This window comes from Coleofasciculus sp. (assembly GCF_046539235.1).
Lineage (GTDB): Bacteria > Cyanobacteriota > Cyanobacteriia > Cyanobacteriales > Coleofasciculaceae > Coleofasciculus.
In genome coordinates this window covers 1-12,495 of the sequence record NZ_JBKHHI010000179.1, presented here as the reverse complement: position 1 = coordinate 12,495, position 12,495 = coordinate 1, and the positions used below count along the sequence as shown (strand labels likewise).

General features: G+C 43.8%; 14 protein-coding genes and 1 pseudogene. 2 read left to right on the top strand and 13 right to left on the bottom strand.

The annotated features are described in order from the left end of the window. The first annotated feature begins 60 nt into the window (after nt 1-60). Nucleotides 61-228, top strand: a complete 168-nt coding sequence (locus ACLFWI_RS16540) for a hypothetical protein (RefSeq protein ID WP_446413826.1) — start codon at nt 61-63, stop codon at nt 226-228. 365 nt (nt 229-593) lie between these two features. Here ACLFWI_RS16540 and ACLFWI_RS16535 read toward each other — a convergent pair whose 3' ends face one another. The 13 genes and pseudogenes from ACLFWI_RS16535 to ACLFWI_RS16475 all read right to left on the bottom strand — a co-directional run bounded on the left by ACLFWI_RS16535 (nt 594) and on the right by ACLFWI_RS16475 (nt 9,959). Then, on the bottom strand, nt 594-1,610 hold the full coding sequence (locus ACLFWI_RS16535) for a CobW family GTP-binding protein (protein WP_446413825.1): 1,017 nt from the start codon (nt 1,608-1,610) through the stop codon (nt 594-596). A gap of 148 nt (nt 1,611-1,758) precedes the next feature. Continuing rightward, a complete protein-coding gene (folE, locus tag ACLFWI_RS16530; protein WP_446413824.1) occupies nt 1,759-2,406 on the bottom strand; it encodes a GTP cyclohydrolase I FolE in 648 nt (215 codons plus the stop codon). A gap of 76 nt (nt 2,407-2,482) precedes the next feature. After that, nucleotides 2,483-3,541: a CobW family GTP-binding protein gene (locus ACLFWI_RS16525; RefSeq protein WP_446413823.1), complete on the bottom strand. Its 1,059-nt coding sequence runs from the start codon at nt 3,539-3,541 to the stop codon at nt 2,483-2,485. A 143-nt stretch (nt 3,542-3,684) separates the two neighbouring features. Next, nucleotides 3,685-3,996 (bottom strand): annotated as a pseudogene (locus tag ACLFWI_RS16520) (porphobilinogen synthase); the annotation flags it as partial. A 173-nt stretch (nt 3,997-4,169) separates the two neighbouring features. Next, entirely contained in the window at nt 4,170-4,526 is a 357-nt protein-coding gene (locus tag ACLFWI_RS16515) for a DUF1830 domain-containing protein (protein WP_446413822.1), read from the bottom strand. Between the two features lie 2 nt (nt 4,527-4,528). After that, on the bottom strand, nt 4,529-5,413 hold the full coding sequence (locus ACLFWI_RS16510; RefSeq protein ID WP_446413821.1) for an energy-coupling factor ABC transporter ATP-binding protein: 885 nt from the start codon (nt 5,411-5,413) through the stop codon (nt 4,529-4,531). 41 nt (nt 5,414-5,454) lie between these two features. Beyond that, nucleotides 5,455-6,252, bottom strand: coding sequence for a cobalt ECF transporter T component CbiQ (gene cbiQ / locus ACLFWI_RS16505; protein ID WP_446413820.1), 798 nt, complete (start codon nt 6,250-6,252; stop codon nt 5,455-5,457). A 4-nt stretch (nt 6,253-6,256) separates the two neighbouring features. Further along, entirely contained in the window at nt 6,257-6,472 is a 216-nt protein-coding gene (locus ACLFWI_RS16500) for a hypothetical protein (protein ID WP_446413819.1), read from the bottom strand. Nucleotides 6,473-6,481: 9 nt separating this feature from the next. Next, entirely contained in the window at nt 6,482-6,784 is a 303-nt protein-coding gene (locus ACLFWI_RS16495) for an energy-coupling factor ABC transporter substrate-binding protein (protein ID WP_446413818.1), read from the bottom strand. Nucleotides 6,785-6,849: 65 nt separating this feature from the next. After that, entirely contained in the window at nt 6,850-7,539 is a 690-nt protein-coding gene (locus ACLFWI_RS16490; protein WP_446413817.1) for an energy-coupling factor ABC transporter permease, read from the bottom strand. Nucleotides 7,540-7,554: 15 nt separating this feature from the next. Further along, complete coding sequence (locus ACLFWI_RS16485) at nt 7,555-7,824, bottom strand: hypothetical protein (protein WP_446413816.1); 270 nt, start codon at nt 7,822-7,824, stop codon at nt 7,555-7,557. Nucleotides 7,825-7,923: 99 nt separating this feature from the next. Further along, nucleotides 7,924-9,000, bottom strand: a complete 1,077-nt coding sequence (locus ACLFWI_RS16480; RefSeq protein WP_446413815.1) for a WD40 repeat domain-containing protein — start codon at nt 8,998-9,000, stop codon at nt 7,924-7,926. Continuing rightward, entirely contained in the window at nt 8,988-9,959 is a 972-nt protein-coding gene (locus tag ACLFWI_RS16475; RefSeq protein WP_446413814.1) for a CobW family GTP-binding protein, read from the bottom strand. Before ACLFWI_RS16475 ends, ACLFWI_RS16480 begins: the two co-directional genes overlap by 13 nt. A 372-nt stretch (nt 9,960-10,331) precedes the next feature. Here ACLFWI_RS16475 and ACLFWI_RS16470 point away from each other — a divergent pair. Next, nucleotides 10,332-12,495: two-partner secretion domain-containing protein (locus tag ACLFWI_RS16470; protein ID WP_446413813.1), on the top strand; the 2,164-nt coding region annotated here is incomplete at its 3' end.

Here is a 12,495-nt window from a genome sequence, read left to right as displayed (position 1 = left end):
TAGAAATTGGTTTGCTCATGGCTGTTACTGTACCACACCGTGGCGTGAAAGTGCTGTAAAGTGATTCAGCAAAGTATTGTCATTGCTTTAGTTCTGAACGGAACGTTCATTCTCCTGGGAACCTTGGGGGTAATTGGACTGCCAATGGCGGTTTTAGAGGATATGGGGTCTTCTCTGTTAGTGACTCTCAACGCCATGCGGCTGTTTAACATCAAGACTGATGGCTAACAAATACAACTTAATCTCTTAGGGGAAGTGAGGCAAAAAACATGGAGAACTTATTGTTGAAACTCCTAACCTATCGAATTGACCAACCAACTTGATTCGGTCGGTGTGCAATGGTATTATTAGCTGTCTGGCTAAGGAGATTTCGGCTTGACTTCAAATTCCAATTTAGAACGGTAGAAGCCTAGGCTCTGCCACTTTACGCGGCAGAAACGCAACCACCAAACCGATACTCTTGATTTTAATCGAGATCGCGTCTACGTCAACACCAGAAGCCTTTCCGTTTCGCTACTTTCAAATTCAATGCTCGTGTCTAAATTATCTCTCAAGATTTGAATAATCCTCGATGTTGAAAATAGAATTTTTATTTATCTGACCGACACTTGCTCTGATGCCAGACAAATCTTAAGTTGGCTCTGAATTTGCTTGGCATCCAAGTCGCGTCCAATGAAAACGAGTTGATTGCAACTAGGAGGGTGAGAACGTTCACTTTTAATATCACATCGCTTACCACTTAATTGAAACAGATGGCATAACTGACTCCCCTGAAACCAGAGAATGCCCTTACCCCGATAAACATTGGTGGGTAGGTTATCGATAAAGGCTTGAAATTTGGGCAGATTTAAGGCGCGATCGCTCTCAAATGACACTGTCATAAACTGATCATGTTCCAGATGGTGAGACTGATGATCATGAGCCAAATGATGCTCGGCTGGTGCTGCACGTTGATATGTGCTAATCTCGTTAAGGTTCACATTCAAAATCAGTGGTAATGACACCTGTCCATATTGGGTTTGGAGAACTCTAGCTCCAGGTTTAAGGGAACGAATATAGTCCTCTAGTTGATTAATTCGTTTTGGCGCAACCAAATCGGTTTTGTTTAACAGAATAATATCGGCAAAAATGAGTTGATTCAGTGCTGCTTCACTATCATAGTGATTCGGCGTCAACGATTCTGCATCAACAACCGTCAATATGGAATCAATGTGAGTAACCGTTTGTAATTCGGTGGTGATAAAACTCAGCATAATTGGCAACGGATCTGCCACCCCCGTGGTTTCAACCAGGATGTAATCCACCGGATCATCACGGTTAATTAACGCATCAACCGTATCAACGAGATTTTCATTAATTGTGCAGCAAATGCAACCATTACTCAGTTGCACCATATTTTCATCAATCGATACCAAGAGTTTGGAGTCGATATCAATGTCGCCAAATTCATTAACAATAACTGCTATCTTCAAATCCTGACGATTATGCAAAATATAATTGAGCAGCGTGGTTTTGCCGCTCCCCAAAAAACCCGTGATAATGGTAACAGGTATTCCCCGCCCAGAAGCGGTGAAAGATGTGGGACGAACTGGTTTGACACTAGAGGTCATAAAATCCCTCCTGTTGAATAACGACAAATTGGCGGATTGAACGATCTGACTCGCCCTAAACCAATTGTATAGTAAGAATTATTCTCAGCAATACTAAAAAAAGGGCTTTCTCCTAGGATTAGGTGATCGCCCCTAACGAACAGGCACGCTAATTAAACCTTGGGTTATGTTGCACCAAATCCATGAACTCCTGGCGAGTCCGGGCATCCTCAGCAAACACCCCTCGCACCGCACTAGTCACAGTCCAAGACCCTGGCTTTTGCACACCTCGCATCACCATGCACATGTGCGTCGCTTCCACGACTACGGCTACACCTTGAGGCTTGAGTAATCCCACGAGTCCATCGGCAATCTGTGCCGTCAGACGTTCCTGTACTTGCAAGCGCCGCCCATACATTTCGCAAATTCGAGCAATTTTGGACAGTCCAATCACCTTACCATTGGGAATATAGGCAACGTGAGCGCGACCGAGAATGGGGAGAATATGATGCTCACAGGAGCTAAAAATATCGATATCCCGCACCAGCACCATTTCATTAGCATTTTCGGTAAATACTGCACCATTGAGTAATTCATCCAGGGATTGGTGATAACCCGATGTCAAAAACTTTAAAGCTTTAACCACACGCTTAGGGGTATCTTGTAATCCTTCGCGGTCTGGATCTTCTCCCAATCCCAGTAACAAAGTACGCACAGCTTGCCTCATTTCTTCGTCAGAGACAAGGGGTTGATCTGAAGTTGAAAGGGATGGCATTACACCATTTAACGCCATCGGCTTTGATTGAGATAAGGTCATGATGGAAGGATTTGATAAACGACAAAATTGAAGTTAAACGGAAATGAAATTCAGCCAACAATTAACAATTAATTGACTATAATTTTACCGATTCAGCCAGACAGTTGTCTAGTATCGTTTTGATTTCATCTAGATCGAGATGACGCCCAATCAAGACGAGCTGAGTTTTCGGTGAACCTAACCAAGGCTCAGCGTTTAATTCAAAACGAGGACCGCTGAGTTGAAAGATATGGCGTAAAGGGCTATCACTAAACCAGAGAATGCCTTTTGCCCGAAACACAGTATTCGGAATCTGTTCAGTCAAAAAATACTCAAATTTGTGGACATCAAAAGGGCGATCGCTCTGGAAAGACAGGGAAACAAATCCATCATTTTCTAAGTGATGGGAATGATATCCGTGATCATGATGGTGATGGGAGTGATCATGATGGGAATGATGCCCATGATCCTCGTGCTGGCTTTCCTCCAACTCCTGCTGGTAGTTCTCTATCTGGGTTAATCCCACATCCAAAATTAAGGGTAATGGCACTTGACCATATTGACAACGAATGAGCCTTGCTCCCTGTTTAATTAGGCTGATATAACTCTCTAATTCATCCAGCTTTTTCTGATCAGCAAGATCCGTTTTATTCAGCAAAACGATATCACTATACGCCACCTGTTTAAACGCGGCTTCACTGTCAAAATGCTCTGGAGTGAAGGTTTCGGCATCTATTACCGTCAAGATAGAATCCAGCCGGGTCAGGTTTCGCAGTTCCGTACCTAAGAAGGTGATCGCAATGGGTAAAGGATCAGCAACTCCGGTGGTTTCAATGACTAAATAGTCAATCCGGTCTTCCCTTTCTAAAACGCGATAAACAGCATCAACTAACCCATCATTAATTGTACAGCAGATACAACCATTACTCAACTCCACCATGTCTTCATCGAAAGAAACCAGAAGCTGGGAGTCAATATTGATATCCCCAAACTCATTTACTAAAACAGCGACTTTCAAATTCTGCTTATTTTCGAGAATTTGATTAACTAAGGTTGTTTTGCCACTCCCCAGAAATCCGGTAATAATCGTGACAGGCATCCCTCGTTTGGGAAGGTTTACTATTTCCGATTCCGTTTGTTTTGTTGTCTGTATCATGGTTACCTTTTAGGATGAGAGTCTCGGTTGGTATAACTACAATGAGCGGCAGATGGGATATTTACGTCCCATGCAACATCAAGGCGATATCTTTGGCAAAGTAGGTCAAAATTAGGTCAGCACCAGCCCGTTTGATACTGGTCGGTGGCATCTTTCTTGTCTTCAGGGATAACCGGGAATAGCGCGATCGCATTAATCCCTAACTCAAAGACATTTTCTACTTCTTTGAGTAGTAAATCCCCGGAATAACGGTAGCATCCCGGCAGGGAAATTATTTCCTGCTGATGACTTTCGCCTTCCATAACAAACAGGGGATAAATGAGATCGTTAACACTAAGCTGAGTTTCTCGCACCATCCGGCGTATGACTGGTGTGCGACGCAGACGCCTGGGGCGATTGGGTAACAGGAGGTTAGTTGATTTAGACTGATGAGACACGGAGTTTTGTGATGACATTGGTTAAGGCAATTGACAGTAATAATTAGGGGGATTTAGCCATCTATTTGGCTCAATCTAGATAACAAAAGCAGGTGATGGATTCGAGAAGCTGACAACATCAATAACAGGTTAGGACATCGGTCAATAAACCGGGTTTCTTTGGGTGAAAGCTTGATATTTTGTTGTCATCCTCATGAGAAACCGGGTTTCTCGGAATAGTTGAACGTTTGGTGGCTCGAAGGGTGAAAAATTGGTATTTGTTTTAAGTCTTTGTTGGGCGATCGGATTAATTCCTTTTGAATGCATAACCGATCGCAGCCAATTCTATCTAGAAGAATTCCCTGGCTCATTGCCCCTGTATAAATTTCCAGTTGAGCCTCAGAACAAGCTTCAAATAAGAGATGTTGTCGAGGAAATACGACTCGCTCAAAGTACCAATTGGGAATATTGACAATCCGCACAATCTGAACTTGTCTCGTCTGATTGAAATAGCCACATAAGATTTTAGAGGGAAAATCTGGGGGCAAAGCATCAAGAATTTGAGTCATGGTTATAATTGCTTTGTTTGATCAACGTCTGGATTGATATAGATATTGCGTCTTCCTGACAATTTCTCTTTTAGTTCACTCACTGTTCGGGGAACAGAGGTATTTCCTGAAAGACGAAGGTGTTTGGGTAAAGCTTGCCAAACTTGCCATACTGTTGGCAAGCCGATTTGTAAGTCTGCAATTAATTCCCCTTGAGAAAAAACAGTTTCTGCCTCACCTTCCATAACCAATTTTCCTTGATGTAGAACCAAGAACCAATCTGCCCATTGATAGGCAAGATCTAGATCATGGGTTGCCAAAACAACCGTGGTTCCTGACTCATGAATACGATCTAATTCATGCATAAGATTCTGGGTTTGCCTCCTATCTAAATAAGCCGTAGGTTCGTCTAAAAGGAGTAATTCTGGCTTCAATGCCATCACACCGGCTAAAGCAACACGCCGCTTTTGTCCTAAGCTGAGATGGTGTAGGGGAAGGTTAGCGAATTCCTGCAAAGCAAAGTCCGCGATCGCGTCATCAAGTCTCTGTTCAAATTCGGCTTTGGGTAATTGCAAGTTGGCTAAACCATAAGCGATATCCTCTATCACTGTTCCGGCGACTAATTGTTGTTCAGGATCTTGAAAGGCTAAGCCAATTCGTTGTCGCCATCGATTGAGAAATTTAGGGTTGTATTTTAATTCCTCGTTTTTCCAGTAAATTTTTCCTTGTTGAACTTTATGTAACCCATCTATCAACAGAAATAGGGTGGATTTACCCGATCCGTTTTGACCTATAATCGCCGTTTTTTGGGATTGAGCAATCCTAAGGTTTAATCCCCGAAACAAAGGATTATCTTGACCTGGATAAGTATAAACGATGTCTTTGAGTTGTAGCAATGTATGGGTCATGGATGGGGGATAAGGTAAAAAGGGTTGAATCCACAGTTATTCTAGTTAATTTTCAGATAAATATCTAATCCTGACAAACTTAAACACCCAATCATTCCTTCTAAGGCATAGCGCTGGGAATAGTTCCGATGTTGTCCATTAAACCAATAGAATCTATCGGTAAATCCCCTAGCGGCAAACCCTAAACAAAATTGCTGATACCGAATTATTATCCGTTGCAGCAATTGACTAACAAGCAAACTTGTACTCTTAACCGCTAATGTCCAAGTGCGATATCCTCCTCTGGCTTGTTGGGCTAATTGTAACTCAATCACTGTGTTGAGCAGAATAAAAACAAAGCGGTACATTAACATCAGCAAATCACCGATCGTTTCAGGGAGTTGGCAACGACGTAGGGTTTGCACAATTTCGACAAATGGAATAGTCAGCAGCATAAAAAGTAAGCATGAGATACAAGCCAAAGATCGGATAAAAATTGTGACCGCTTCTTGCCAACCACTGTGACTGAGATAGAAATATAACTCCCCTAACTGAATACCTCCGAGTTGATCACTGGCAACTAAATCGATTTGGTTCGCCCCGATCATGTTAATCATTAATGCTGGCAAACCCATGCCCAAAAATAGACTACTCACACCCAGAAGCTTTAAATAAGATTGGATAGGAATTTTGGCATAACCCATTGTCCAAATTGCCAGCCAGAGAATAATCAAAACTTGAGTTAGAGGGGAAGCGATGAGCGCAATTCCTAAAACGACTAAAGCAAACAGTAATTTTTGCTCTGGGGGTAGGGTTCTCAGATTATTGTTATAAGAAAGGGTATCAATGGGTAGAGTCATGATCTCATTTAAGCAGGGTTTGCTGAATCAGTATTGTGGTGAGCAAGGTTTGTAGAGACGTTCCACCGGAACGTCTGAAAGCCGGGGGAGCAATGGTACATTTTTCCTGATTTGGTAATGCCCTGATTTTGACTAAGTTTACCTGATAAAATGTCAATAAAACAAATAACAAATGACTAAGGACGAAGGACAAATGAAAATTACCGCCGCTAACTTTCATCTTTTCCACCTATTTTAACTTAGAATTGCGCTCAGTTTTTCCTCGATATAAACCGATCGCGTAACCGATTATTCCCGCACCAATCCCAGCTTGTAAGGCAAATAAAAGCGATTCAGTTTCACCACCTGGAGGTGCTAACAAGGGTTCAAACCACGGTTCATACTCAGGCTGAATGTCTCCAATCACGGCTTCGGCTTGTCCATCAGCACCGCTAAATTCAGAATCTCGAATGGCAAGTAAGGGGATAATCGCGAGAAGGATTACGCCGGAAATTAACAACCAATTATTCCAGCTTTTTATTTGTCGTTTCATAGTGATTTCGGTTTGATTTGCTTTAATAGTTGTAATTGCTCTTGGCTATAGGTAACTAGCCAATTCTAAACTAAAACCGTTAACAATCCTTCACTAATCGCCAGGGGAATTTGGGTGACGGCGAAAATACCAGCAAATTTGATAAATGAGCTGACAATACCGCCTTCTGGTGCGGGAAATGCCAGGGCTAACTGTAGAGACGTGACAACGTAGGTGATTAAATTAGCGACGGCGGCGGCGAGAAATATGGCAAAGCTTTGTCTGCAACTGACTTGGATCACTAAACGATACAAACCATAGGCCACAATCGGACCAACAACTGCCATAGAAAATGCATTAGCGCCTAAGGTTGTCAACCCCCCATGAGCTAATAATAAAGCTTGAAAGAGAAGGACAAAACTCCCCAAAACAGTCATAGTTAAGGGACCAAACAATACAGCACCAAGTCCTGTACCTGTAGGATGGGAAGAACTACCTGTCACCGAGGGAATTTTTAACGCCGACAAGACAAAGGTAAAAGCACCTGCTAAAGCCAACAGCAGTTTTAATTCGGGATAGTCTTTTGTGATCTGATTAATAGAACGTAATCCCAGCCCGAAAAAAGGCAGGAAGATTATCCACCAGAAAATTGCCCAGTTTACGGGTAAAAAACCTTCCATAATGTGCATCGCTTGAGCGGGTGGTGCGGCTAAAATGGTTACGGTTACACTTGTGGCAGTGATTAAACCTAGAGAAATAAGTTGTTTTGTTTTCATGGATATTCTCAAGATTTACGATTTCTCTAGCAAGTTGTGAATGTCAATCTGTTCTAGTTCTGCAATAGGTTTGTGGATTTTATACTGTCGCTGGGGTTTGTCCAAGATGGCAATAACGGTTTCAATGGGTGGACATCCCGGTTCAGTACAGCGCAATTGACTCAGAGACACGGAAATTTTTTCATTAATCTCAAAAACCTCATAAATCCAGTGTTTAATTTGCTGGATTTTTTCGGGATTGGTTTGTTGGTCAGTACGAGAAAATAAATCCATTACTATTGTCATTTTTTGATTATTTATTCTCTTTGCCAGCTTTCCAGACGTAGCATGCTACGTCTCTACATGTACATGTCATCTACATGTTTCTTATTCAGCAAACCCTAATTAACCAAATCCTTTACCCCGCTGGGATTCTGACCACACTAAAACCTCCCCATTTTGACCGCCAGCCGCCAATTGACGTCCCCCAGGATGCCAAGCCAGACAAGAAAAACCCTGGGTAGCACCGTTCAAAATTTGGGCAATGTGTTTGGCTTTTTGCCACAGACAAATCCAGCCATCATTACTCGCTGAAGCTAACAGCAAACTCTGGGGTTGAAAGGCGATATCCTGGACGATTTCAGTATGCAGATCTAAAACCCGTGCATCCCAACCCTGACGATCATCCGTTTGTTTTTTCCAGATCACAATCCCCTCACCACTGGACGCCGCTAACAATGGTGCAGTATTTGACATGGATTTTGACCATCTCAAGTTACGAATTTTGCCGGGAAATCCCCGCATCACCCAAGGATGAGGATGACCCCACTGCACTACCGTGATCGTTAAATCGAGATTACCAGAAGCGAGATACTTGCCATCCGGTGACCAAGCAATCGCCACACTCGCCGCCGGCATATTAACAAGATCAGGGTCATCATTCCAATTCCGGCTATCCCAAACCTTAGCACCCTGATCACCCGCGATCGCTAAATGCTGTCCTTGAGGATGCCAAGTCATTCCCAATACCGAGGACGAGTCAAAAGGTAATGTGATCATCGTTTCTTGTTCAGCCGCATCCCAGACTTGAACATAACGCCCCAAACTAAATGCCAATTGGTTAGCCTTGGGACTCCAACCCAGGTGGTCAACCCATTTGGGGGCATTATTGAGAGTCGTGATCAGTTGCAGTTGGGGCTTCACCTGCCAAATTCTCACCCCACCATCTTGTCCGCTGGCTGCCAAAAATTGCCCATCGGGAGAAAAGTCCAGACAATCAATCGACTGTTCACCTGTGTCGTCTGAACCAAGAATTAAGCGGGAGTCACCATTCCCCCCATCCCACAGCAGAACCTCCCCCGCCGCCGAACTTACCGCTAAACAGCCATCAACTGACCAAGCCACAGCCGTGACATACTCCGAGAGTTGCCTACGCCACTGTTGTTCTAATAGATTTTTCTGGGTAATCCCTATACCAGACACGCTCTAAAGTCCTCTCTCAGCTTCGCTTCCTCTAAATTGCGACCAATAAACACCAGTTCGCTTTTGCGGGGTTCTCCAGGTTTCCAGGCGCGATCGCCTCGACCATCAAACAACATGTGTACCCCCTGAAAGACAAACCGTTGGTCTTCTCCAGCTATGTTGATAATTCCCTTCATCCGGAAAATATCAGGCCCCTTGGTTTGTAACAATTGCGAGAGCCAATTATTCAGTTTTTCCCCATCCACAGGTTTTGATTCAACCAAAGCAAAGGAATGAACCGACTGATCATGTTCATGAGCATCTTCGCTGAGGAAGTTGGGGTCAATCTCCAAAGCACGATTGAGATCAAAGGCTTTCACACCCAATAACGCCTCCATGCCTAACTCAGAGTTTTGGGTGTGGTAAATTTTTGCTAGAGCATTCATCCCCCGTATTCGCTTCTCCAACTCATCTAACTCATCCGGGGAAACTAAATCTGTCTTGTTAATCAAAATTACATCAGCAAAGGCAATCTGTTCTTGCGCCTCATCTGCTTCCCAATGCTGCCAAATATGCTTGGCATCCACCACCGTTACCACCGCATCTAAAAGCAGTTGCTGCCGCATATCTTCATCAATAAAAAAGGTTTGAATCACGGGGGCGGGGTCAGCCAGTCCCGTGGTTTCTATCACCAAATGGTCAAACTTGTTCCGCCGCTTGATTAGGTTCCCGATAATCCGCATCAAATCCCCTCGGACGGTACAGCAAATGCACCCGTTGTTCATCTCAAAGATTTCTTCATCGGTATCAATCACTAATTGGTTATCAATACCGACTTCTCCAAACTCGTTGACGATGATGGCGACTTTCTTGCCATGTTCGTAGGTGAGGATGTGGTTAAGCAGGGTGGTTTTCCCTGCACCGAGATAGCCGGTGAGAACAGTAACCGGAATGGTACTGGAGGCTTGAGTTGTTACCATACGCCGCTTAAAATGATTATCATTCTCAAATAATAAATGTTTTTCCCTTAGGCGACAATACCTTTTACAGCATGAGCGATGGTGAAAGCCCCAGTCCATATGTACTACAGGGGACTGAACCCCTACTGCATAAGCATTTTAGCAATTTAGCCCCCTCAAATCGTACAGTGTAGCGATTTGTCAAAGGGGAACTTCAGTTTAACTATCCCCTTTTGGTCGGGACAAGGTAGAAGTCTCCAAGGCAGAGGGCAGAAGGTGTAGAAGGAAAAAGTATCCAAGGGATCAAGGGGATTAATTAAGCGGATTTGATATAATATAGTATTCTTCGCGAAGCGAATAATCTCAGCCTCGTTCCCTTATCGTTTAGCGGCTATGGTACAGGCTACATTTCAGGTTTCAATTTTTAGCAGTCTGGCTTGTGGTTTTTTTATAAGTTTTAGTCCAGTCTCAGCTCAAATTGTATCCGATACTACACTTCCTACACAGTCCCAGGTGAGGGGATGTCCAGTTTGCTTAATTGAGGGGGGAACGGTTCGAGGGGTTCATTTATTTCATAGTTTTGAAGAGTTTTCTGTACAGACGGGGGGTGAGGCATTTTTTAACAATGCTTTGCCGATTGAGACTATTTTTAGCCGGGTGACAGGTTCTAAGATTTCAGATATTGATGGGTTGATTCGGGCAAATGGGACGGTAAATATATTTTTAATTAATCCAAATGGGATTCTTTTTGGGCAGAATGCCCAGTTAAATATTGGTGGTTCCTTTGTCGCGTCTACAGCGAATAAGTTTACGTTTCCTGATGGCAGTGAGTTTAGCGCCACCAATCCCCTAGCACCGCCGTTGTTGACCATGACAATCACACCCGGATTACAGTGGGGAACTTTACCTGTTGGAGATATTACTAATCGGGGAAATTTAGAGGTAGAGTCTGGACAAACTCTGGCTTTATCTGGAAATCAAGTGACGAGTACGGGTTCTCTAACCGCGCCAGGGGGAACGATTACTTTGACCTCCAGGGGCGACATGATTACAGGTTTTATGCGTTCCTTTTCTTCTGCTGGTGATGGGGGAATCATTACCCTAAGTGCAGGTGGCGACATCACGACAGAGTATTTAAACTCCTTTTCTAGTCGTGGCAATGGGGGAGATATTACTATCACCGCAGGCGGTAATATTTTCTTCACCGCCATAGATTCCTCCTCTAGTGGCGGTAATGGGGGAGATATTACCATCACCGCAGGCGGTAATATTTTCTCCACATCTAAGATAGACTCCAAGTTTACAGAAACATTAGATTCTTTCTCTATAGATGGTAATGGAGGAGATATTACGATCACCGCAGGCGGTAATATCGTCTCATCAGCATTGATAGACGTTGGTTCTAGTCGAGGAAATGGCGGAGATATCGCCTTAACAGCAGGCGGTAATATCTTCTCAGGAGAGATTAAGTCCTCCGCTTCTTTGGGTAACGGAGGAGATATCACCTTCAGTGCAGATGAAGACATCACCACAGCATTTGTCAACGCATCGGGTTCTGCTGATGGGGGAGCGATCACGTTTAGCGCAGGTGGTAATATCTCCACAGAATCAGTCAACGCATCGGGTGCTGATTATGGGGGAGATATCGCGTTTAGTGCAGGGGACAATATCTCCACAACCGTTCTCGACTCCTCTTCTTTTTCTGGAAATGGTGGAGATATCACCTTGAGTGCAGGGGACAAGATCTCTACAGCCCCTATAGACTCCTCCTCCTTTTTTGGCAATGGGGGGGCGATTCGCCTCACCGCAGGGGGTGACATCTCTACAGAGAGTCTCAGATCTTCTCCGAATAGTGTGATCTTTGGTAACTTTACTACAGGTAATGGAGGTGCGATCGCTCTCACGACAACTAACGGTAAAATTACGATCAATCCTACCTCTGAAAGTGACTCCCCGCGTATTGACGCTTCAGGTTCTAGGGGAGGTAATATTACCCTAACCAGTCCGGCTGCTACATTTGAGTTGGAAAATAGCTTGATTATCAGTAATGCCTTTAAGGGTAGTGGTGGTAATATCCGAATTAATGCAGCATCGGTTGTTTTAACAAATACTGAACTCGCAACAACGGCTTTAGGTACAGGAAATGCTGGAAATATTTCTATTCTCAGTGATAGCTTAGTTTCACTTGACAACAGCCGCCTCTTTACTTCGTTAGAAGCCGGAGGAGTCGGCAAGGGGGGTGATATTACAATTGATGCTCAAGCCATTTCTTTAACCAACGCTTCTTTTATCGATACCGCTACTTTTGGTCAGGGAAATGCAGGAAATGTTTTACTTCAGGCAGATGACTCAATCTCGCTTAATAATAATAGTGCCATTTTCAGTATCACGGCGGGTCAAGGGGATGGGGGAAATGTCACAGTAAAGGCTGGGGAGACTATTTCACTTGCCAATGCTAGTAACATTAGCACGGCGGTCAATTCAACAGCAGTAGGGGATGGAGGCGATATCACCGTTGAAGCGCGAAACTTATCCTTAACCGGGGGATCTCAATTGG

Excerpts from the sequence above, each read along its gene's own strand:
- ACLFWI_RS16535 (WP_446413825.1), bottom strand. The coding sequence starts at position 1,610 with ATGACCTCTAGTGTCAAACCAGTTCGTCCCACATCTTTCACCGCTTCT.
- folE (WP_446413824.1), bottom strand. The coding sequence starts at position 2,406 with ATGACCTTATCTCAATCAAAGCCGATGGCGTTAAATGGTGTAATGCCA.
- ACLFWI_RS16525 (WP_446413823.1), bottom strand. The coding sequence starts at position 3,541 with ATGATACAGACAACAAAACAAACGGAATCGGAAATAGTAAACCTTCCC.
- ACLFWI_RS16515 (WP_446413822.1), bottom strand. The coding sequence starts at position 4,526 with ATGACTCAAATTCTTGATGCTTTGCCCCCAGATTTTCCCTCTAAAATC.
- ACLFWI_RS16510 (WP_446413821.1), bottom strand. The coding sequence starts at position 5,413 with ATGACCCATACATTGCTACAACTCAAAGACATCGTTTATACTTATCCA.
- cbiQ (WP_446413820.1), bottom strand. The coding sequence starts at position 6,252 with ATGACTCTACCCATTGATACCCTTTCTTATAACAATAATCTGAGAACC.
- ACLFWI_RS16500 (WP_446413819.1), bottom strand. The coding sequence starts at position 6,472 with ATGAAAGTTAGCGGCGGTAATTTTCATTTGTCCTTCGTCCTTAGTCAT.
- ACLFWI_RS16495 (WP_446413818.1), bottom strand. The coding sequence starts at position 6,784 with ATGAAACGACAAATAAAAAGCTGGAATAATTGGTTGTTAATTTCCGGC.
- ACLFWI_RS16490 (WP_446413817.1), bottom strand. The coding sequence starts at position 7,539 with ATGAAAACAAAACAACTTATTTCTCTAGGTTTAATCACTGCCACAAGT.
- ACLFWI_RS16485 (WP_446413816.1), bottom strand. The coding sequence starts at position 7,824 with ATGACAATAGTAATGGATTTATTTTCTCGTACTGACCAACAAACCAAT.
- ACLFWI_RS16475 (WP_446413814.1), bottom strand. The coding sequence starts at position 9,959 with ATGGTAACAACTCAAGCCTCCAGTACCATTCCGGTTACTGTTCTCACC.